19 protein-coding genes are annotated in these 21,607 nt (G+C 66.4%); 13 read left to right on the plus strand and 6 right to left on the minus strand.

The genetic code is table 11. From position 1 onward, the window contains the following. Nucleotides 1–372: 372 nt before the first annotated feature. Nucleotides 373–711, minus strand: a complete 339-nt coding sequence (locus tag V5E28_RS06325; RefSeq protein WP_336205432.1) for a hypothetical protein — start codon at nucleotides 709–711, stop codon at nucleotides 373–375. Between the two features lie 33 nt (nucleotides 712–744). Between V5E28_RS06325 and V5E28_RS49445 the strand changes: the two genes are divergently transcribed. Both V5E28_RS49445 and V5E28_RS06335 read left to right on the plus strand, forming a co-directional pair. Then, the gene (locus V5E28_RS49445) at nucleotides 745–993 is read left to right on the plus strand and encodes an ATP-binding protein (RefSeq protein WP_442945778.1); all 249 of its coding nucleotides are present in this window, start codon (nucleotides 745–747) and stop codon (nucleotides 991–993) included. Next, a complete protein-coding gene (locus V5E28_RS06335) occupies nucleotides 994–1,593 on the plus strand; it encodes a hypothetical protein (protein WP_336205433.1) in 600 nt (199 codons plus the stop codon). Here the strand turns inward: V5E28_RS06335 and V5E28_RS06340 are convergent. After that, nucleotides 1,590–1,820, minus strand: a complete 231-nt coding sequence (locus V5E28_RS06340) for a DUF397 domain-containing protein (protein WP_336205434.1) — start codon at nucleotides 1,818–1,820, stop codon at nucleotides 1,590–1,592. The two genes, V5E28_RS06335 and V5E28_RS06340, sit on opposite strands and share 4 nt — an antisense overlap. A 127-nt stretch (nucleotides 1,821–1,947) precedes the next feature. On the opposite strand from V5E28_RS06340, the gene V5E28_RS49450 reads away from it, so the two are divergent. Next, a complete protein-coding gene (locus tag V5E28_RS49450; protein ID WP_442945788.1) occupies nucleotides 1,948–2,175 on the plus strand; it encodes a GntR family transcriptional regulator in 228 nt (75 codons plus the stop codon). A gap of 111 nt (nucleotides 2,176–2,286) precedes the next feature. Here the strand turns inward: V5E28_RS49450 and V5E28_RS06345 are convergent, their stop codons facing one another. Next, a complete protein-coding gene (locus V5E28_RS06345; protein WP_336205435.1) occupies nucleotides 2,287–2,685 on the minus strand; it encodes an ATP-binding protein in 399 nt (132 codons plus the stop codon). A gap of 140 nt (nucleotides 2,686–2,825) precedes the next feature. On the opposite strand from V5E28_RS06345, the gene V5E28_RS06350 reads away from it, so the two are divergent. The 5 genes from V5E28_RS06350 to V5E28_RS06370 all read left to right on the plus strand — a co-directional run bounded on the left by V5E28_RS06350 (nucleotide 2,826) and on the right by V5E28_RS06370 (nucleotide 9,651). Further along, nucleotides 2,826–3,755 (plus strand): helix-turn-helix domain-containing protein, encoded by a 930-nt coding sequence (locus V5E28_RS06350; protein ID WP_336205436.1) that lies wholly within the window; start codon nucleotides 2,826–2,828, stop codon nucleotides 3,753–3,755. After that, the gene (locus V5E28_RS06355) at nucleotides 3,752–4,009 is read left to right on the plus strand and encodes a DUF397 domain-containing protein (protein ID WP_336205437.1); all 258 of its coding nucleotides are present in this window, start codon (nucleotides 3,752–3,754) and stop codon (nucleotides 4,007–4,009) included. The genes V5E28_RS06350 and V5E28_RS06355 overlap by 4 nt, the downstream gene beginning before the upstream one ends. Nucleotides 4,010–4,512: 503 nt before the next feature. After that, entirely contained in the window at nucleotides 4,513–7,266 is a 2,754-nt protein-coding gene (locus V5E28_RS06360) for an HD domain-containing protein (RefSeq protein WP_336205438.1), read from the plus strand. Between the two features lie 65 nt (nucleotides 7,267–7,331). Beyond that, entirely contained in the window at nucleotides 7,332–7,763 is a 432-nt protein-coding gene (locus tag V5E28_RS06365; protein WP_336205439.1) for a hypothetical protein, read from the plus strand. A gap of 1,513 nt (nucleotides 7,764–9,276) precedes the next feature. After that, on the plus strand, nucleotides 9,277–9,651 hold the full coding sequence (locus tag V5E28_RS06370; RefSeq protein ID WP_336205440.1) for a hypothetical protein: 375 nt from the start codon (nucleotides 9,277–9,279) through the stop codon (nucleotides 9,649–9,651). 488 nt (nucleotides 9,652–10,139) lie between these two features. Here V5E28_RS06370 and V5E28_RS06375 read toward each other — a convergent pair whose 3' ends face one another. Next, entirely contained in the window at nucleotides 10,140–11,669 is a 1,530-nt protein-coding gene (locus tag V5E28_RS06375; RefSeq protein WP_336205441.1) for a carboxylesterase/lipase family protein, read from the minus strand. 665 nt (nucleotides 11,670–12,334) lie between these two features. On the opposite strand from V5E28_RS06375, the gene V5E28_RS06380 reads away from it, so the two are divergent. From V5E28_RS06380 to V5E28_RS06390, 3 genes are all read left to right on the plus strand, one after another. Beyond that, nucleotides 12,335–13,381: a sulfite oxidase gene (locus V5E28_RS06380; RefSeq protein WP_336205442.1), complete on the plus strand. Its 1,047-nt coding sequence runs from the start codon at nucleotides 12,335–12,337 to the stop codon at nucleotides 13,379–13,381. Nucleotides 13,382–13,526: 145 nt separating this feature from the next. After that, on the plus strand, nucleotides 13,527–15,137 hold the full coding sequence (locus tag V5E28_RS06385; protein WP_336205443.1) for a WS/DGAT/MGAT family O-acyltransferase: 1,611 nt from the start codon (nucleotides 13,527–13,529) through the stop codon (nucleotides 15,135–15,137). A 57-nt stretch (nucleotides 15,138–15,194) separates the two neighbouring features. Further along, nucleotides 15,195–16,124: an aldo/keto reductase gene (locus tag V5E28_RS06390; protein ID WP_336205444.1), complete on the plus strand. Its 930-nt coding sequence runs from the start codon at nucleotides 15,195–15,197 to the stop codon at nucleotides 16,122–16,124. A gap of 13 nt (nucleotides 16,125–16,137) precedes the next feature. On the opposite strand, the gene V5E28_RS06395 is transcribed toward V5E28_RS06390, so the two are convergent. After that, a complete protein-coding gene (locus tag V5E28_RS06395) occupies nucleotides 16,138–17,157 on the minus strand; it encodes a polyprenyl synthetase family protein (RefSeq protein ID WP_336205445.1) in 1,020 nt (339 codons plus the stop codon). A gap of 270 nt (nucleotides 17,158–17,427) precedes the next feature. On the opposite strand from V5E28_RS06395, the gene V5E28_RS06400 reads away from it, so the two are divergent. Continuing rightward, nucleotides 17,428–18,774, plus strand: a complete 1,347-nt coding sequence (locus tag V5E28_RS06400; RefSeq protein WP_336205446.1) for a cytochrome P450 — start codon at nucleotides 17,428–17,430, stop codon at nucleotides 18,772–18,774. Further along, nucleotides 18,771–20,351 (plus strand): prenyltransferase/squalene oxidase repeat-containing protein, encoded by a 1,581-nt coding sequence (locus V5E28_RS06405; protein WP_336205447.1) that lies wholly within the window; start codon nucleotides 18,771–18,773, stop codon nucleotides 20,349–20,351. Before V5E28_RS06400 ends, V5E28_RS06405 begins: the two co-directional genes overlap by 4 nt. Here V5E28_RS06405 and V5E28_RS06410 read toward each other — a convergent pair. Then, nucleotides 20,342–21,388 (minus strand): terpene synthase family protein, encoded by a 1,047-nt coding sequence (locus V5E28_RS06410; RefSeq protein ID WP_336205448.1) that lies wholly within the window; start codon nucleotides 21,386–21,388, stop codon nucleotides 20,342–20,344. The genes V5E28_RS06405 and V5E28_RS06410 overlap by 10 nt on opposite strands. Nucleotides 21,389–21,607 lie beyond the last annotated feature (219 nt).

Genomic DNA, 21,607 nt, shown 5'->3' on the forward strand with positions numbered 1-21,607 from the left:
TGCCTGGCGAGGGATCAGCGATGTCAGCGCGCCAACCGCGACCAGATCCGTCAACCGCCCCGAACCGCCCGCATCACCCAACAAGATCACCAAGCGACGCTACCAGCAAGATCGCTATCTAAACGGCATTGGGGCTGGTCACAGGGGGCACGGGGCGGCGAACACAAAACGGAGGGGGATGACGAATCGTTGCGGTGGTGCTGGACGCATGGGGCAAGATCACCAAAGGGGGGCATTACGATCATGGGAATGGGGAGGGGCTTGCCCCTCCCCCGTGAATACCCCTCCCGGCCCCCCTTTGGAGATCTTGGAGGGGTCCCCATGCGTTCGGCTCCGAAACGATTCGGCACCCCCCGGCACCTGCACCTGGTACTAGGCCGTCGGCGGAAGCTCCTCACGCCAGGCGAAGCCGCTTTCGTTCCAGGCGTAGGTGTAGGTATGGCCTTCCTTGGCGACGCTGTCGGGATCGAGGTGGGGGTCTCCGCCTGCCCGATCCACGACTACAGCTCCGAAACGCACGCGTCCGACAGTGGTCGTCACGGGGACTTCCATCGCGATCTGCGCAAGTACTTCGGCCTCAACCCAGGTGCGGGCTGATTTCCAGTCCCGGAAGAGTCCGGGTGCTGAGATGGGGGGCCGGTTAAGGCCGGGCCAGACTTCGACTTTGGCTTCCCAGCCCATCGTCGGGGCGGGCTTCGTGATGCGGGCCATGGCTTGAGCCTTAGAGCCTGCTGACAATGGGATTTGGTCGCTGAGGACGATCGTGGAGGTCGCCGACGAGGGCTCGGGGTTTCCCGCCCGAGTTGGCCGGCCGCCTCTTCGAGCGCGTCTACCGCGTCGACCCGGCGCAGCTTTGCTTCCGGCGGCACGGGTCTCGGCCTGTCGATCGTGGCCGCGCTGGTGGAGGCACACGGCGGTACGATCAGGTCCGAGAGCGGGCCAGGCAAGGGTGCGCCCTTCTGCGTGACACTCCCGGCCGATACCGTCGGGTGAATGAGGCGATTACTGATCTCGGTCGGGCTGGTCGCCGCCGTCGCCGCCGTCGCCGCTGTCGTCAGTTGGCTGATCTGGCCGTTGCACTTCGTTCTGGGACCGTACGGCGCCGCCGTACCGGCGGAGCGTGCGGAGTACAGGTACGTCGAGCCGCATAACGACGGGTACGACGACCGGCAGGGTGAGGTCGCCTTCGGCGAGCTCACCGTGAGCGCGATCAGGCCCGGCGACCTGTCGGCGCGGCGCGCCGACGGGAGCATCTACTGGAAGTACCACCGGCTGCTGCCGCCGGAGATGCCGTCGTGGGCGGCCGTGAGCGAGCGTCTGGTCGTCGTGGTGTGGTGCGACGACTGGATGGTGGCCTTCGACGTTCCCGCCGGTGAGATGGTCTGGAGCGCCAAGCTGCCACCCGGGCCGAAGGATGCATACTGCGTGGGCGGAGTCGATGACCAGAAATTCCACCTTTGGGGCGTGTACACCGACCCCGCGGGGCAGATCTTCGAGGTGAGCCGTTTTCGGCAGCGCGTCAGGATCGACGTAGCCACCGGGCGGGTCCTCGGCTACGGACCCATACTTAAGCCTTTGTCAGCAGGCTCTTAGAGGAGATGGTCAAGGCCACCGGCCTTGACGTAGGCGATGTGGGCGGCGATCTCGTCATGGCGGTAGATGAGGACAGGCCCCATGGGGTAGCGGCTGTTCCTGATGCCGATGGTGGCGTGAGGTAGCTCCGCCACCTCGACACAAGGAACGAGGTCAGGGCGATAGGTGGTCGGGATCCACTCCGCGTCGGGGAAGTCGGTGGCGTGGGTGCCGTTGTGTTGGAGCATGGCTTGTTGGACTAGGACGAGCATCATTTTTCCTTCTGGTTATAGATGGCTATATACAGCCATGGCCATATCCGGTTGGGGGCGGTAGGTAGGGGCTGCCTATGGTCAGACGGTGATTGATAGGCAGGTGGGCGTCCCGTTCTGGAAGACCATTCGGGACGAGGTTCGGCGGCGCATCGCCACTGGCGAGTACGGCCCAACGACCTTGATCGTTGAAAGTCGGCTGGCGGACGAGTTCGCGACCACACGGATAACCGTGAGGAAGGCGATGGCGTCCCTCAGGGAAGAGGGCCTGATCGCCACCGAAGTAGGGGTCGGTTCGCGCGTCATTGCGTCTGCCTCTGAGGAGTCGTAGGTCATGAGAGAGGTAGAGACCGCGCTTTTCGAGGGAGCCACATCGGGAAGGGCTGCGCCCCCTTCGCCGAAGGTCTGCGACCTCGAAAAGCGCGGCGTCGCGGGAGTCCCGTTAGGACTCGGTCGCGTCGGAGAGGTAGTGAACCTCAAACCAGAGACAGCCCTGCGACCCATACCGGTCGTAGCCCCACTTCGAGGCGATGGTGTCGATCAGGAAGATGCCTCGGCCGGACTCAAGCAAGCAGTCGTCGGGGCTCGGGATGAGTTGTGGCACGCCATCGGCTCCGTCGTCGATGACCTCAACGCGGACGCGGGGGTGGTCGTCGATGACCACAAACGCGAAAGTGGCGCGTTTGGAGCGGGTGTGCTGGATCGCGTTCGTTACCGCCTCGCTGACCAGCAAGATCACGTCTGGGGCAGCGGGGTGGTTGGGGCCGAGTGTGTTGGCGGCAAGGTTGCGCGCTTTCTCGACAGACTGGGGCGTGCCTGGGAGCCGGGTGTAGTTGCTCACTGTCACATTCACGGCTTGCCCTTCCTGGGACCGGGGTGTGACGCCGTTGGTATGCGGAGACGGAGGCCCACCCGACAGAGGGCTGTCATGATGGGCGGTCAGGCTTCGATGGTGCCGCACTCGCGCGAGAATGTAAACATGTGCGGACTGCACTTGTGCAGGATTCCGGCGAATCGAGGCTGAGAAACATGACACCCAGAGGGGAAGACGTGCCAAGCAGGACGAGCCCCACCGTCCGTCGCCGGATCTTGGCCGGGCAGCTCAAAGCCCTACGGACCGCAAAGGGGATCAATCGCAAGCAGGCGGCGGATCAACTAGGCGTTGCCGAGACGACGATCACCCGCATTGAGAACACCACGGCCAAGGCGTCGGTCGGGGACGTTATGGCGCTGCTGGAACTGTACGAGGTTGACAACGAAGAGGACCGCGAGTCTCTGATCAGGCTGGCGCGAGATGCCAACAAGCGAGATTGGTACCAGAAGCACAAGTCAGTCATCCTGCCTCAGTTCGAGACATACTTTGCTCTCGAAGGGGAGGCGGAGGAGCTGCGCAGCTTCGAGCTGGGCTTGGTGCCGGGTCTCCTCCAGACCGGGGACTACTACCGGGCGTATCTGACTACGCCGCCGATGGCCTTCCCTGAGTCCAGTATCGAAAAGATGGTGGAGTTTCGACTCGCACGCCAGGAGAGGATGATCGACGCGGCCGGTCCCCGCCTGTCGGTGATCGTGGATGAGGCAGTCGTACGTCGTGCGGTCGGCGGTCCTGAGGTGATGCGCGCACAGCTTGCCCACCTTCGGCAGATGAGTGAACGAGAGAAGATCACCGTTCAGGTGTATCCGTTCAGCTCGGGCGCTGCTCAGGCCTTGGATGGTAGCTTCACGATCTTGACGTTCCCGGAGTCATCACACGCGGACGTGGTCTATCTGGAGTCGCAGACAGATGGGCGGTATTTGGAAGCCGACGATGTTGTGAACAGGTATAACCTGCTATTCAACCAGCTTCGAGAGAACGCCTTGTCCACCGAGGAGAGCGCGGCTCTGCTCGCCGAGACGGAGAAAGACATCCGATGATCATCATGAATCAGGGCGTGGCTGTGATCGTCCCTGACGATGCTGAATGGCGGCGCTACACGAACGGCGGAGGGAACTGTGTCGATGTGACGTCTGTGACGCTACCAGCCGATCACCCGAAGCATGGGCAGGGCCGGGCGGTGGCCCTTAGAGATAGTGAAGATCCGGGAGGGCCTGTGCTGGTTTTCGTTGGGCCGGAGCTTAGATCTTTTGCGGCCGGTCTCGACAACGGTACGTTTGACGATCTCGTTTGACTTGAGTTGCGATAGCCCTGGCCGGCCATCGGCGCGCTACGCCTGAGCGGCGTGACCACCTGGCCCAAGCCATCCGACACCTCCCCAGAGACGCCACCCGCACCCTGACCGTCCTCGGGCTCACATGATCAACTGGCTTTGCCGGAGCCGTGGAATATGCTGCGACCAAATCCGCCAGTCAGGTAGCCAAATGCCACCGTCCGAAACGTCATGCGTGCTCCCCGACCAGATGAATTGATCCGTACCGAGCGTTGCGTGGACAGCTTCATTACCGCTCCTGAAGAGAGTTGGGCCGTCGTGGGGTGGCCATCAAAAGGTTGATTGTTGCTGGCTCGGAGACGGTCGCGCGATGATGAACCTGGGCGGTCTCCCGCGTGCTCTTCCCATGAGGGCACTGCCGTCCACAGTTTCGCTGTGCCCTGATCCGTGGGCAGATTCACCTGATTCCGATCAGCCAATCGGGGTATAGTCTGCTCCAAGCCAATGATTGACGTGGAGCCTCCATGCCTCATTCGTTCGAGCAGACGCCTCTTTGGCAAAGGTCGCTCGCGCCGTACGATAAAGATCCACATGAGGATGAGCGAGCGAGGCTGCGTGCTGCCTATTTTCAGCTAAGGGAAACAGTTGAGCCGTTGGCGACATCAATTGCTCACTCGTTGCCAATGTTCACCGAACACGGAATGGCGCATGCAGAAGCGCTGTGGGAGATGGCCTCCCTAATTTGTGGTGAACAAGTTTCCATCAATCCGGCCGAGGCTTTCGTTCTGGGTGGCGCATTCCTCCTACACGATCTCGGCATGGGATTGGCCTCGTACTCAGTAGCTGGGGTCGATCTGAAAGAAGATCCTAAATACGAAGACCTCCTGGCAGGGGCGAAAAATCGGCTGCGTAACCTGGAGATGGCCGCCAACGAGGAACTGCTGGTCAAGGAGGCACACGAGGAAGTGGTCGTAGAGTTGCTTCGCCTACGCCATGCCAAACAAGCGGAGAGGCTGGTGGGCCAGGTTTTCTACACCTCTTCGGGTGAGCCGTTTTATCTGCTACAGGATGTCGAACTTCGGCAGTTTTTCGGACCGCAGATCGGCCGTATCGCTCATAGCCACTGGTGGGCGGTGTCTGGGCTGCAGAGACTAGCCCAACGGCAGGGCTCATGCCCGTTGCTTCCGCCGATGTGGGATGTTGACCCCCTGAAATTGGCCTGCATGCTACGGCTGGCGGATGCAGCACATATCGATTATCGCAGGGCCCCGATGTTGCTGCATGCCTTCAGGCGGCCGACCGGAACTTCCCGCGATCATTGGTTCTTCCAAGAGCGCCTGTTCAGACCACGAGCGGTGGGCGACCGGCTGGAGTACACCGCTTCGACCCCTTTCAGCCGTGACGAGGCCGAGGCGTGGTGGCTTGCCTACGAAACCATCCAACTCATCAACGATGAGCTCCGTCACGTAGACGCTCTTCTGGCCGACAGCGGCCGGGAGCGTTTCCAAGTCAGGTCCGTTGTGGGCGCCGACTCGCCCGAGCGGCTGGCCAAGTCCATCCCCACGGATGGCTGGAAACCTCTGGATGCGCGACTCCGCGTCACCGATACGGTGCAGGTGATTTCGAACATCGGTGGTCGTGATATGTACGGTGACCGTCCCGATATCGCGATCAGGGAACTGGTTGCGAACGCCGCGGACGCGACCAAAGCTCGTGCTGCTTACGAGAGCTCGAACTCCCTGCCACCTGTGACGATCACTCTAGAGCAGTGCGGTGATGACTGGTGGCTAGAGGTAGCCGATCAGGGGATTGGGATGCGTCCCGAGACCATGGTGGCGGCCCTGACCGACTTCGGACGATCGCACTGGCGTTCCGCCGCGGCCATAGAGGAATTTCCTGGACTTCAGGCCAAGGGCTTCTCGCCTACGGGAAAGTTCGGTATCGGCTTCTTCGCGGTCTTCATGGCCGCTGATGAGGTGCAGGTCCGGAGCCTGGCTATGGGTGAGGCGGCACGATCTACCCATGTACTGGAGTTCCGGCGAGGACTATCAGGCGGCCGACCGCTGATAAGAGAGGCAGAGTTTGAAGAGTGCCTGAGAGGGTCGGGTACTGTAGTCCGAGCCCGACTGAGGCGCGATCCGTGCACTGCCAAGGGAATCTTCCATAGGACTAGTAAGCGCGTCAGCTACACAGAACTGCTGCACAGTTTGATCAACAGAATGTGCGCATTGTCCGAGGTGGATATCGCAGTTAAGGGTCCTTCAGATCAAAAACCAAAGTGCATAATTGCAGCTAATGACTGGATCGATATTCCGGCCACTGAGCTTTTCAAGAGGCTCTACTGGCATGGCGATATGGACTATATTCTTCGGCTCGGCTACGAGCAGCGCGAGAAGCTCTTCATCGATCACGAGACACGCGTACTAGACGATGATGGAAACACAATTGGTAGGGCGATGCTGCTCTCCGGCAGGGAAGTGCTGGGATCAGACGATCTTTGGTACGGAAATTACACGGGGAAGGTCTACGTAGGAGGTTTGGAGTCGTCCCCATTTTCTTATACTATGGGAGCATTTAAGGGGTTCCCTATGACCGCAGATCGGCTCAAGTCTTTTCCGGTGAGTCTCCCTGAGAATTTGCAGGCATGGGCCCGTTCGCAGGTCGATGTAGCATGTTCAAGTCCGTGGTCAACCCCAACGCACCAATGGATCATGTCCGACTTCGTCGGAGGTCTAGGTGTTGCCCCCGAGGCTCTGCCATGTGCGTATTCGGCAAAGAAGGCTCTCAACAGAGACGATCTCGTTGAGTGGCTGAGGGACAAATCCGAAGTGCTGCTGATCTCGTATGGCAGCCTTGTGGATTTTGACACACGGTTGAGCCCAGGCCAATACGTCCGAAACTTCTTCACGCATGATGGCCGGGAGGTCCGACTTCCACCTCATGGACTGGTCGTGGAACTGTATCCGATTTGGGTATTTCCAGAAGAGGTCGTGCCCAGGCCTCGTGATGAGCGATTCTCGGAGGCCGCGGAAGACGACGAGTGGAGCCCTTGCGTCTGGTGGTGTGAAAATGGCAACTACGGATCACCGGGTGTGGTGGTCAGAAGCATCGCCGAGGAATGGAATGTCGATGTCGCCGATGTGGTTAGGTGCATGGAATCGCTCGACAGTAGCGAGGAACACGACAATCGCCTCGAACTTGCGTGCACAAGTGGGCCGGCCGCTCGTGTCACCGCATTCCGCGTCAGCCGTTCTAGGGTGGAAGCGACACGCCTGTGAGGTTTAGCTATCGGCGATGGAAGAAGGAGCAGTCCGTCGCCTTACCGGCGGGGACACCGGAAATAGTGGTCGAGCGCTATAAGTACATTCTGCAACAGATTCATACTATCAATGAGAACGTTTACCGTTTTTTGGCTATCTATCAAACATCAGCCGTCGCGATAGCGAGTGCTGGGCTCGCGCTGTTTGTCGGTTACCGCAGCTGGCGGATCGACCCGGCCACCGCCAGATCAGGTCTGCTCGCTCTGATGTGGCTGGAGACTGTAGTTGCCGCATTCACTATCATGCTTATCACCATTGGAATAGTCTCCTGGCTCGACTATCGCAGAGAGGAATGCGAGCTGACTGACGAGTTTGTTCGCCAGGGTTTCCGCAAGCTGCCGCAGACGACCGCGTTCATCAGATGGTATGAAACCTACATTCTGCTCTTCATTATCTGCTCTACTATCTTCATGTGGGTTAGCACGCTTATTATCCTGCTTCCGGGAATGACATGACCGTTCCCGGACGCGATCACAGGGATGTGCTGCGCGCAACGAGCGTGAAGCATGGGAGTTTCCTGGGGGCATAGTTGTCTGGGGCGAAATCCTGTATGAAGCGGTGCCGTACCTGTCGGCGGCGACCATTCATGAAATCGTCGCCGTAATGTCCAGCCTCTATATGGCGGCGATGCGGGACGATCCGCCGCTGGTGGCAAAAGCTGAAGCTGGCGCGCAACGAGGCGCCGCCGATCGCGTTTCACGAGCCGTCCGAGGCGGGCCCGCCGCTGCGGCCACTGCCAGGACCGAAGCCAGCGCGTGTCGGATCCCGCGTCGGTCGCGTGGATCGGGAATCTGCCGAAGGTGATCTAGCAGGCTGGCGTACTCGGCGACGACGATGGGCATGGATTCGCAGGTCGTTTCGGTGAGTTGGTTCAGGACAGGGTTGATCGGCAATGATGAGGGGGCAGGCACGGCCTTCTCTGATCATTTGGTGTAGAGAACCTCATGATCTCGAAGATCGTGCCTGCTTGCTTACTGGCTGGCCTCGCGTCCGTCACCCCGCGAACGGACATCATCCTTCAACGCCACTATGCGGAGGCCCTGCCCGCCCTCCCTTGCCAGAGGACGGGGCTCCTGTCACCGCGCTGGGCCACCAGCGCTGATTTGAACCGTGATCGCGAAGTGTCACTGGAGAGAGCTAGCAGCTAGCGCACGCGGGCGCAGGGGGCGGCGATGTAGCCAGTGGTGCTACCAGTGATGGTCCTGACGCCGCTACGGACGGTCCACCAGTTGCGGCCGGACAAGCCGCACTTGTTCGCGTAACTGTTGGCACCGCCCCCCGGAAGAAGCCGCAGGCAGTGACCGTCTGCCCGCGGCGGACGGCTCGTAAGACGAGGCCATTGGTGAAGGGGAAGTCCCGGATCGCGACCGTGCCCCCCGTGATGACGAGAGTCTGGCACGCGGCTGTCTCCTTGGCCTGGAACCGGAGGGGAGCCGTCTGAGCAGTCGCCGGAGCGGCAGTCACGACGGCCATCGCGATAAAGCTGTTTGCGGCGAGAGCGGCGAGGCTGAGGGTCAGAGTGCGAGTGCGGGACATGGATGGTCTCCTTGGTGTTGGAGGGAGTTGATCTGTCTCAAGCCGTACGGGCAAAAAGGGGGTAAGGGTTCAATCGGCGGAAATCTCTTTGAGGGAATCTTTTGGCGATAGCTGGTTATAGACAGCTATATTCAGCAGGCGGATAGAGGTGTCAGAGGAGAAAGCGAAAACGGACAGAGTAGCCGTGGCCTGCCGAATGCCGAAGGCACCCGGAGGGCGAGTGACACGAGTTCAGCCGGCGACGGCTACGGCTGCTGATCAGGACATATGAGTTGAGGGCTGGAGTAAGCCGCTGTCAGCGCGGGACCGGCCTCCAGGCCGCATGCCCGCGCTGGCAGGGCGGCGCGTAGCGCCGCCCTTGAACAAGCTCGGCGAATCATCGCGGCCGTTCCGACGCTGCGTTACTACCAGTGCAATGAGCACTGGGGGCCGATGCTGTTCGCGTTCTTCTACGTCATGCTTCTCGGTGGGCTTCGTCCCTCTGAGGTCTTGGCCTTGACGATCGACGGCTGCGAACTGCCCGCGCATGGCTGGGGCAGGCTGACGCTGACCGGGGCGGCTCCTGACGTCGGGTCCCTGTGGACGGACAGCGGGGAACGGCACGAACAGAAGGGGCTCAAGCATCGCGCGACGTCGGCGGTTCGGATCGTGCCGATACCGCCAGAGCTGGTAGCGATCCTGCGGGCCTACCTGCAAGAGTTCGCCCTGCTGCTGACGGCAGGCTGTTCCACAACGGGCCGGATGAGGGGTACTTCCGTGCCAGGCACTACCGGGACACCTGGCAGCGTGCCCGGAAAGCCGCTCTGACGGACGCTGAACGCGCCTTGAACGTCGCGCGTAGGCCGTACGACCTGCGCCATTTCAACGCCTCCATGCTCATCCTGGCGGGCGTAGACATGGCTCAGGTCGCGCGTAGGCTGGGGCCACTCCGTTCAAACGCTCATGGCTGTGTACGTCCACTGGATCGACACGGGCCAAGATGCGGCGAACGCAAAGATAGATGCCACGCTAGCTGTGCAAAGCCGTGCGGCAAGTCGCTTGACCAGCGAAAACGCATCTCACGGGCCAGTCACGGGCCAACGAGCCAAAGCGACTCGGTAGCGGCGTAACGTGGCAGGTCAACCCCCTGATCAGCATGAGGCCGTTGGACTCCCTGGAGGCCGGCAACCCCGTGCGGGGGGTGGCTCGACCAGGCTGGCCGTAAAGGACGGAGCCGTAAAGGACGGAGCTGAGGGGCGTGGGCTTCCTCCAGCCCCCGCGCCGGCAACTCAGAGCCGTGCTGGTTGGAGCTACTTTCACCGCGCGAGCAGCGGGAGCGCCGGGAAGGTGTGGTCCTGCCACAGCAGCCGCGAGGTCTCTTCCGGGTAGGCGGTGACCATCGACGGCGTGTCGAAGAGCTGCGCGAGGCGGTGGTCGGCGTCGTAAGGCGGCCAGCCCGGGTCGCCGTGAGCGGCGAACGCCGTCCACGCCCCGCGGATCTGCGCGGACAACTCCTCCGCCGCCGGGGAGGGCGGGTCGCCGATCAGCATGGCGGGCCGTCCGCTGCTCAGGTTGCCGAAGACGAGCGGCACGTCCAGGCCGTGGCAGGCGCCGAGGCCACCGCCCAATCCCGGGGCGGACCAGGTCAGTTCGTAGAGGTGGGCCTGGCCGCCCCCGGCGATCTGCGCGTCGGCGAGGTGGAGGCTCGGCATGCGGAACAACCAGTCCGCGTTGACCAGCTCGTACAGCTCCTCATCGGCCGCGGCCGGGAATGCCTCCCGGTACCGGCGTGCACCGTCCGGTCCGGGGGCGAGCATGTGCAGAGCGGTCTCGGTCTGCACATGCGTGACCTGGCCGAGCACGCCGTCGATCAGGCTGAACAACCGGTGCTCGTCCCGAGTGTGCCCGACGAGAAGTCCGACGTCCCGGGCGGCGCCGTCAGCCAGCGCCTGCCAAGGGGTCGCCGGCAGGACGTCACCGTCGACAACCGGTGCGAACGGGATCGGCCGGTGTGTGATCTGCCCCCAGCGCTCCCGCCACTGGACCATAGCGGCGAAGATCGCGTCGCCCGCGGCGGGCAGCCGGGCCGGGGTCACCGCCGACAGGCCGGACACCGTGGGCCGTACCCCCAGCTCGTCGGCGCAGGCGGCGGCGATGTCGGCGGCCAGCTCGGGGGAGAAGAACGTCCCCGGCACGCTCTGCGCGACCGCCCGGCGGAAGAGCCCGGCGGCGCGCGGCATGGCGAGCAGTGCGGCGACCGATCCACCACCCGCCGACTGCCCGAAGACCGTGACCCGGTCCGGGTCGCCGCCGAACACCCTGATGTTGTCCCGCACCCACTGCAAGGCCGCGACCTGGTCGAGTAGTCCCCGGTTGGCCGGGGCTCCGTCGATCTGCGCGAAACCCTCAATACCGAGACGGTAGTTGAGGGTCACGACCACGGTTCCGCTCCCGGCCAGGTGCCCGGCGTCGTATTCCGGGAGGCTGGAGTTGCCCATGGCGTAACCGCCGCCGGGGATCCACACCATCACCGGGAGTCCTGCCGCCGGATCCGGTTCCGGTGTCCAGACGTTGATCGTCAACCAGTCGTCACCGGCGGTGTCCTGGGACACCCCGAGCACGCCGGACTGCGGGGGCGGCGGGCCGTACGCGACCGCCGGGCGCACACCGTCCCAGCTGCGCGCCGGCTGCGGCGCGGCGAAACGGAGGGCGCCGACCGGCGGCTCGGCGAACGGGATGCCGCGGAAGACCGCCAGGCCCGCCTCCCGGCCGCCGCGGAGGACGCCGGCCGCCGTGCGGACTTCCGGCTCGGACTCGGACGGCTTGCTGGATGCGGTGACGGCCACTTTGGGTTTCCTCTCCGTTCCTGCTCGGCCGAGCATCCCAGTGCGCGCCATCTGCGGGCAAACCCTTTAGGGGCAGCCCACACGGGTCTGAAACCCACATTGAGTTGACCTTGACCGCTTTCCGGAAACGATCCCTCCGCGCGCCTCCCTCTGGTTTTCGCTTGATTCTGGACGCGCCCCGGCCGACGCGTCCCGGTCGACCGGCCACGGCCGCTTCGCCGTAAACCCTCAACCACCTGGCCTGGCGGGACCACCTGCCTGCAGCGGATATGACCTCGGGCCCTGCAGTGCCACCGGCTTGCCCGGGGGCACCACCTTGCCTGGCGCGGGCACCACCTGCCTGGAGCGGACACCGCCCTCGCCCGGGCGTCTGCCCGGGGGCGCCGCCCGCTCTCGAAGGATGAGGGCGAGTTCCTGGTGAGGGTGTGGCGCATGTCCGTCCGTACCGTCTGACCAGGGGTGCGTCGCCGGGAGGGGGGTTTGTCCTCACTGTGGGGATCAGTTCTGGTTGATGGGGTTGCGGGTATGCCTCGGTTTGTGGGGGTTGGAACGTTCCTGACCCGGTATGTGGGCGCGGCCACTGTGGCGGCGAGGGGATTGAGTGGAGGGGTGCGACAGGATTAGATGGTTTACAGGTAGGAAATAGAGAGCTTGGAGGTGGTGGCGTGAAGCAGGCGCTGGCGACCATCGTGAAGCCGCTGCCGGATGACCTGTTCGTCCGGCGGGACGGAAGTGCCGAGATGCGCTGGGAGGCCATGGCCGGGCAGGGTTACCACACCCCTAACGACCGGTTCTTCGTGCGCAACCACACCTCCACACCCCTGATCGACGCGGCCGGGTGGCAGCTGCAGGTGCACGGGGACGGGGTGCGGCGGCCGGTGGTGTTCGACTACGAGCGGCTGCTGGCGATGCCGTCGCGGACGATCGACGCCGCCATCGAGTGCGCCGGGAACGGGCGCCGGCTCTACGGGACACAGCAGGGCGACACGGCGCCGGGGACCCAGTGGGGGCTGGGTGCGATCGGCGTCGCGCGGTGGCGCGGCGTGCCGCTGCGGGATCTGCTGCGGGAGGCAGGGGTGCGCGGCGAGGCCGTGGACGTGGTGGCACGCGGGCTCGACGCGCCGTTCGAGGGGTACGGGCGGGTGCGCAGGCCGTTGCCCATCGGCAAGGCGATGGGCGACGTGCTCGTGGCCTACGAAATGAACGGCGAGCCGCTTCCGCCCGATCATGGATTTCCGGTGCGCCTGGTGGTGCCGGGATGGGTGGGAATCGCGTCCATCAAGTGGCTGGGCGAAATCGAGGTTTCCACCAGCCCCGCTTTCACGCCGTGGAACACCGTGTTCTACCGCGATGTCGCGGAGCAGCCCGTCAAGAGCGCTTTCGAGCTCGCCTGGAACGCCGGACTACCGGCGGGCGGACCGCACGTGCTGCGGGGCAGGTCGTGGTCGGGGCGCGGGCGGATCGTCCGGGTGGAGGTCAGCTTCGACGGCGGGGTCAGCTGGCACGAGGCGGAACACCGCGGGCAGCACCTGGTCAGCGCCTGGTTGCGGTGGCATGTCGGGTGGGTGCCGGAGCATCTGGGCGCGCACGTGCTCATGGCCCGGGCGACCGACGAGTTCGGCGACACGCAGCCGGCGGTTACGCGCCGGCATCCCTTCGGCTACCACTTCGACGCCGTCGTGCAACATCCCATTCACGTAATCCCCGGTTAGTCAAATGTCACGGATAGCGGCTGAACTGCGCTTCATGTAGGCGGGGTGTGCGAAGCTGTCGAATTCATCTGACAGACTCTCGCGGAAACGTACCGGAAATCCCTTCATGTGATGGTGAGCACACCCCGGCGAACAGGGAGAGCAGATGCGCCAGCTGACCGCGCTCGACGCGCAGTTCCTGAACGTCGAATGCGCGACCACCACCGCTCATGTGGCGGGCCTGGCGATCATCGATCCCGCCGACGGGCGCCTCAACCGCCAGGCGCTCGCCGGCGTCCTGCTGGACCGCCTCCACCTCTCGCCGGCGCTCAGCCTCCGGCTCGCGGAGGTGCCGTTCGGGCTGGACCGGCCCTACTGGGCGCATGATCCGGACTTCGACATCGGCAACCACCTGTTCGAGCTGACGCTGCCCGCGCCCGGTGACAGGCAGCAGCTCGCCGACGCGGTGGCCGGGATCCACGCCCGGCGGCTCGACCGGGCCCACCCGCTGTGGGAGATGCACCTCATCCACGGCCTGGCCGACGGGACGGTGGCCGTCTACACCAAGGTCCACCACGCCGCCATCGACGGCGTCTCGGGCGCGGAAACCCTCGCCACCCTCCTGGACCTCACGCCCGAAGGCCACACCCCCACAGGCCATACCGCCGTAAACCACACCGCCGTGGATCACACCGCCGTGGATCACACCACCGGAAGCAGCGCCCCGCATGAGCCGGGTGCCCGCGTGCGTGGGGTGCGCGAAGGTGAGGCGGCGCGGGAGGTCTGCGTGCACGCGCCGAACGCGCCGGTCCAGCAGGACCCGCCCAGCCTGCTCGGCATGCTGGCCGCGGCCGCCGTGCGGTCCGCGACGCAACCCGTGCGGACCCTGCGGTCGGTGCTTCGGGCGGCCGGGGATCTGGACGCGATCCCGCTGGCCGCCACCGTGCCCGGGGCGCGGCTGATCGCCAGTGCGGCCCGGCGGGTGACCGGCGACCGGGACGTGCGCCCCGAGCTGCCCGGCCTGACCGTGCCGCGCACCCCGTTCAACGGCCCCATCAGCGCCGAAAGGCGGCTGGCCTTCGGCTCGGTGTCGTTCAAGGACGTCAGGAACGTGGCCAGGGCGGGCGGCGTCAGCGTCAACGACGTGGTCATGACGCTGTGCGCGTCGGCGCTGCGGTCGTGGCTGGTGGAGCGGGACGCGCTGCCGGAGGAGCCGCTGATCGTCGCCGTTCCGGTGGCGGTCCGGACGGCCGCGGCGGGCGAGCATGTCGGCAACCAGATCTCCGCGATGGTCACCGCGCTGCCCACCAACGTGCCTGACGCCAGGGAGCGCCTCAAGGCGGTCGGAGCGGCGATGAGCGCGGCCAAGCGGCGGTTCGCGATGGCGCCCGCCCGGTGGCTGGACGAGCTGTGCGCGCTGATGCCCGCCCCGGTCACCAGCCTGGCGACACCGGCGGTCTTCCGGTTCGCGTCGGTGGCGTGCCCGCCGATCAACCTGATCATCAGCAACGTGCCCGGTCCGCAGTTCCCGCTGTATCTGTGCGGTGGCCGGGTCCTTTCGTACTACCCGGTGTCGGTCCTGACCGACGTGAGCGGCGGCGTGAACATCACCTGCCTGTCCTACGACGGCATGCTCGACTTCGGCATCGTGGCCTGCCCGGAGCGGATGGACGACGTGGGGAGCCTGCTCGTCCATCTGCGGACGGCGCTGGACGAGCTGCTGGAGGCGGGCGACGAGTTCCGCGACGACGCGGGGACCGGCCCGGCGTCCCGTTAGCCACGCCGCCGGGGGCGGCATCACGGTCCGCATACCGGCCCTGCGGATAATGGCGGCATGAGATCGATAGGCACCACGGACCTGTCCGTTTTTCCCATAGCACTCGGCACCAACGTCTTCGGCTGGACCGCTGACAAGGAGACCTCCTTCGCGGTCATGGACGCCTACACCGAGGGCGGCGGCAACTTCATCGACACCGCCGACGTCTACCCGTACTGGGCGACCCGCGAGTCCACCTCGGAGGTCTTCATCGGCGAGTGGATGGCCAAGCGCGGCAACCGGGACTCCCTCGTCCTCGCCACCAAGGTCGGCATGCTGGAAGGTCACAAGGGCCTGTCCCCCGCGACCATCCGCACCGCGGTGGAGAACTCGCTGCGCAGGCTCGGCACCGAGTGGATCGACCTCTACTGGGCGCACGTCGACGACCACGACACCCCGCTGGCCGAGACGCTGGACACCTTCGACGCGCTGATCCGCGAGGGCAAGGTCCGCCATGTCGGCGCCTCCAACTACGCCGCGGACCGGCTGGCCGAGGCGCTGCGGATCGCCGAGGAGGAGGCGCTGCCGCGTTACGTGGCCCTGCAGCAGCCGTACAACCTGGTGGAGCGGGGCTACGAGGACGAGCTGCGTGACGTGGTGGCCCGCGAGAGGCTGTCCAGCACGCCCTACTTCGGGCTCGCCCGCGGATTCCTGACCGGCAAGTACGCCCCGGGGACCGTGGTCGACAGCCCGCGCGCCGAGCAGGCGGCCAAATACCTGCACACCGAGCACGGCCGCCGCACCCTGGAGGAGCTCGTCAGGGTGGCCGGCGAGCGTGAGGTGCAGCCGGCCACGGTGGCGCTGGCCTGGCTCGCCGCCCAGCCCACGGTCACCGCGCCGATCAGCAGCGCCCGCGACGTCGCGCAGCTGGCGCCGCTGATGGCCGCCGCCGAGCTCGTCCTGAGCCCCGACGAGCTGCGCCGGCTCGACGACGCCTCACAGGCCTGACCGTACGGCCCGGTCAGTGGATGCGGTCGACCAGGGAGGCGCACAGGGCACGGAGCGCGGTGTCGCCGGGCAGGCACTCGTCCATCGTCCTCATCGCCGAGGCGGCGCGGCGGGCCGCCAGGTCCAGCGCCGCCTGCCTGCCGCCCGCCCGCTCGACGAGGCGGGCGGCCAGCCGTACGTCTTCCTCGCTCATCGGGTCCGCGTGCAGCACGGCGGTCAGCTCGCGGGCGGCCGGGCCGCCCGCGGACAGGGCGGCCAGGATCGGGAGGGTCTTCTTGCCGCGGCGTAGATCCCCGTGGATGGGTTTGCCGGTGATGGCCGGGTCGCCCCAGATGCCGAGCACGTCGTCGTAGATCTGGAAGGCGACGCCGAACTCGCAGCCCATCTCCCAGGCGCGCTCGGCCAGCTCCGGGGCGCCGCCGAGGGCCACGCCGACTGCGGCGGCCACGGCCAGCAGGCTGCCGGTCTTGCCCGCGGCCATCTCCTCGTACTCCTGGACGGTGACCGCGTCGGGCCCGCTCCACGGGCGGCTCTCGAAGGCCATGTCGCCGGTCTGCCCCTGCACGAGCTCCACCAGGGCTCTGGACAGGTAGGCCATGGGCACGCCGGTGCCGGCGAGCCGGCTGATCGCCAGCGCCAGCAGGGCGTCACCGGCCAGCAGCGCCGGACCCACGCCGTAGGCCTTCCACAGCGCCAGGCGATGCCTGCGCTCCTCGTCGAGGTCCATGATGTCGTCGTGCACCAGCGAGAACGCGTGCACCAGCTCCACGGCGACGGCTCCGTCCAACGCCGATTCCGGCGCGGCCCCGACGGCCTCGGCGGCCAGCATGGCGATGGCCGGCCGCAGGTGCTTGCCCCCGTTGCCGTCGAACGGCCTGCCGTCGATGTCCGTCCAGCCCATGGTGAACGCGGCCATGCGGGCGGCCCAGGGGTGCAGACCGGACACCGCCTCGCGCATCGCCGGCTCCAGCAGCCGACGGCAGCGGGCGATCGCGTCACCGCCCGGTACGGCCACGGGACGGCCGTGGTTCATGGACGCTCCTCGCAAGTACGATCTTGTGCTCAATACAACATCATGTGATACTTCACCTGATCAATGACTTTTGTCAGGAAGTGTCCTATCAGACGAGCAGGGCGTCCCAGCTCCGCGGAAGGCATGGTCAGACAGGTCAGAGCACCGCATTTCGCCCAAAAGGCTACACAGGTCGGAAGACGGCTTCTTCTGACGCTCGGTTCTTGACCGGTCGGCCGCATGTCAGTCTGAGATGGAGATCATCGCCATGTCGCTTTCACGGATCCTGGTGTGACCGATCCACACGTCCTCTCCTTCCGCCGAGCCTTCCCCCGGCTGATCAAGGACCCGGTGACCGAGCTGGCCAGGATGGGCACCGAGGCCGGCGGGCGGATCGTCAGGCTCGACATCGGCCCCTTCCGCCCCTACCTGGTCTCCCACCCTGACCACGTGCAGCAGGTGCTGAAGACCGACTGGACCAACTTCGTGCGCGAGGGCATGTTCTGGCGGCCGCTGCGACGGGTGACCGGCCAGAGCATCCTCGGCGAGGGCGAGGCCTGGCAGTCCAGCAGGAAGATCCTGGCACCGCTGTTCACCCCCAGATACATCGCCACCCTCGGCGAGAGCATGGCCGACGTCATCGCCGGCTGCGTCGACGAACTGGGCGACCACGCACGGAGTGGACAACTGGTCGACGCCGGCCGGCAGATGACGACGATCGTCGATCAAGCCGTGATCAAGGTGCTGTTCGGCGGCCGGATCTCCCGTGACACCGCCGAGCGGCTCTCGCCCGAACTCGCCACCTGCGCCACGTCGATCGGGTTCCGGTTACTCTTCCCCTTCGCGCCGTACTCGATCCGGGTGCCCGGGGACCGCGCCTTCCTCTCGGCCGTGCGGAAGATCGACGAGATCGTCTATCCCCTGATCGAGCAGGCACGGCGTGAGCCGAACGGCTCCAAGGAAGTGGTCTCGGCGCTGCTGACGGCCAGGATCGAGCAGGACGGCACAGCGGACCTGCGTCAGATCCGCGACGACCTGGTGAGCGTCTACGGTGCCGCGTCGGAGACCACGGCCATGTCGTTGACGTGGCTGTGGTCCCTGCTCCACGACCACCCCGACGTGAGCGCCAGGTTGCGGGAGGAGATCCACGGGGTGGTGGGCGGCGGTCCGGTCCGGCTCGAGCACGTCCCCCGGCTCACCTATCTCCGCATGGTCCTGCAGGAGCTGCTGCGGCTCTACCCGCCGGGGTGGATCGTTCCCCGCCAGGCGGTGGCGGACACGGAGATCGGCGGGGTGCCTGTCAAGGCGGGTTCACAGGTGCTGGTCAGCCCGTTCACCACCCACCGGCTGGCGGAGTTCTGGGACCGGCCGCTGGAGTTCGACCCGGAACGCTGGGCCCACGCCGGCGACCGGCCCGCGCATCGCCACGCCTACGTCCCCTTCGGTGCGGGCCCGCACGTCTGCCTCGGCCAGCACCTGTTCTATCTCGAGGCCCCGCTCGTGCTCGCCAATCTGCTGAGCAGGTACCGGCCGGTGCTGACCAACCCGCAGAGGTTCACCCGCGTGCCGGGGGCCTCGGTACGGCCGAAGGAGAAGCTCATGTTGAGGCTGCTGCCGGCGGAGGGAGGGCGCGCGTGACCGCCGAGCAGGTGGCCGCCCCGGCCGGCGAGGACGTCGCGACGGCCGCGGACTCGCTGCTGGCGAGCCTCATGTCCAGGCCCTGGGGCCAGGCGTCCCCGTCCGTCTACGAGACCGGCCGGCTGGTCACGCTCGCGCCGTGGCTGACCGGCCACCAGGAGCGGGTGGACTACATGGTCGCCTCGCAGCTACCGGACGGCTCCTGGGGCGCACCCGACGGATACGGGCTGGTGCCGACGCTGAGCGCCACCGAGGCGATCCTGTCGGCGCTGGCGCGCGGCGACGCCGGACCGGATTCGGCCGGGCTCTGGGAAGCCGCCGAGCGCGGCCTCCGCGTGCTGGCCGGCTGGCTGCCGGAGCTGCCCGGGTTGCCGGACATGCCGGCGATCGAACACGTCGTGCCGTCGCTCGTCGCCCTCATCAACCGGCACCTGGCGGGCCTGGAGGGCTACGAGCCGCTGCCGCTGCCCCCCGGCATGAGCTACGAAACGCTCGAGCTGGTCAGGTCGTGGGTCGAGTCCGGCACGGAGCTGCCGGAGAAGCTGCTGCACGCCCTGGAGATCGCCGGGCCCGTCGCCGGCGGCGCATCCGCGGTCCGGCCGACGGCGATTGGCACCGTCGGCGCCTCGCCCGCGGCCACCGCCGCCTGGCTGGGAGGCCGTCTGGCGCCCGACGCCGGCAGTCCCACAGACAGTGCCGCCGACAGGGCCGCCGACACCGCCGCCCGCGGGCACCTGGAGGCGGTCGCCCGGCGGCACGGCGGTCCCGTGCCCGTCGGGATGCCCATCACCGTGTTCGAGCGGGGCTGGGTGCTGAGCTGGCTGATCCGCGCGGGCGTGCCCGTGGACGTGCCTCCGGAGATGGTCGCGGACCTGAGGGCCGCGATCGGTCCCGCCGGGGCCTCCGCCGGGCCGGGGCTTCCCGCCGACGCGGACACGACGTCCGTGGCGCTGTACGCTCTGGCGCTGCTCGGCATGCCGTACGAGCCGGACAGTCTGTGGGCGTTCCACGCCGGCACGCACTTCTCCACCTGGCCGGGTGAGCAGGGCACGTCGGTGAGCGTCAACGCGCACGTGCTCGACGCCTTCGGCCAGTACGTCGTCCGCAGGCCGGACGCCGCGTCCCGGTACGAGGAGGCCATCACCGCCGTCGCGGCCTGGCTCCGCGAGCGGCAGAACCAGGCCGGAAGCTGGACGGACCGATGGCACGCCTCCCCCTACTACGCCACGGTGAGCTGCGCGCTCGCCCTCGACGAGTTCGGCGGCGACGTTTCGGCGGGGGCGGTCGGCGCGGCCGTGGAGTGGGTGCTGGACACCCAGCGGCCGGACGGGTCATGGGGGCGATGGGACGGCACCGCCGAGGAGACGGCGTACGCGATGCAGGTGCTGCTCCTGTCCCGGTGGCGCACCGACCCACGGTGTTCGCGAGCCGCCGGCCGGGGTGCCGCGTATCTCGGCCGATCGGCCGGCGCGGACCATCCTCCGCTCTGGCATGACAAGGACCTTTACACGCCGGTCGCCGTGGTCCGCGCCGCGACGATCGCCTCTTCTCATCTCGCCCGGAGGGTTCAGCCCTGATGGGAGCCGGCGTCCCGGGCCAGTTCCCGGACGGTGTAGGCGTGCGTGTCCCTGGCCAGGTACCAGCGACCGTTGAAGGACACGCTCCTGCGCTGCCCGTCGGCGATGTCCAGGAGTTCGTCGGGCAGGTCCGCGAGGGCGGCGTCGAAGGCCGCGTCGAGCTCGTCGATGTGGGCCGCGACCTGCCCGACCGCCGCCTCCGCGCTCGTCCCGGCGCGTTCCTGGATGCTGATGGAGTTCGGCTTGCCCTCGCTCTTCTCCCGCTCGAACGTCCTTATGTCGTTGGCGAGCCGCACGCACGAGGCGCCGAGGAGGGTGGCGGGCTCGATCGCCTTCCAGTGTGCGGAGTCGGCCGCGGCCGGGCCGCACACGGCCAGGGCGGCCGCCCACCAGGTGGGGTAGAGGATGGTGATCATCCCGTTGGCGAGGTAGTCGGCGTACGTGGGCCAGGGCCGGTCGTCCGCCGCCCAGGCGCGCTCCCGCGCCATGGCCGCGCCCGCGAGCTCCAACTGCCGTGCCAGGTTCGGTACGTGAACCGCCGCCGCCGGATACCGGTGGAAGCGGCGGCACCAGCCGGCCCAGGCCGCCTGGATCTGGCCGGTGGGCCCTTCGGAACCGTCGGCATCGGCATCGGCATCGGCATCGGCGGTGAGGATCGCGGGAAGCTCGGCGGAGAACGCCGAGAAATCCTGCTCGGACCACTCGCCCGCGACGCTGTCGGCGATGTCGTCGACGCCGAAGAGGATCACCGTCAGCGCGCCGAGGTCGGCGATCCGCTCGTGCCCGGCGAGCGGGAAGGTGGCGGCTGCCGACAGGCAGCTGAAGGCGAGCCTGCTGGCCGAGCTCTCGCCGTCGGCGTACAGGGCCGGATAGGGGCGCAGGAGCGCGGCCGCCTCGGGCACCGCGTCCAGGGCCGCCTGGAGCACGCCGTCCCGGTCCGCCCGGGGGACGCCCGCGAGCTGGTGCGACCCCCTGAGCAGGCTGTCTGCCAGGTCGTTGCGAAGTTCGAAGTAAGCCGGGGGGCCGAGACCACTCACATCCGGAGCTTATCCGTAAATTAACCCTGTTCGCGAGCTTGGTGACAAAGGTGATAACTCACCGCAAACTTGGCTGTAAGTTGAGCAAAGATCGTGACATTTGCTAAGGTCCTCAGGTTGTCAGCGCCGGTATGCCACTGCACGTCCTGGTGGTCAGCCATTTCATATGACTTCGCAGGGTAGGTAGAATGCGCCCCCGCAATTCACGTTTGCGGACCA

It is taken from the genome of Nonomuraea sp. LPB2021202275-12-8 (assembly GCF_037044575.1).
Taxonomy (GTDB): domain Bacteria; phylum Actinomycetota; class Actinomycetes; order Streptosporangiales; family Streptosporangiaceae; genus Nonomuraea.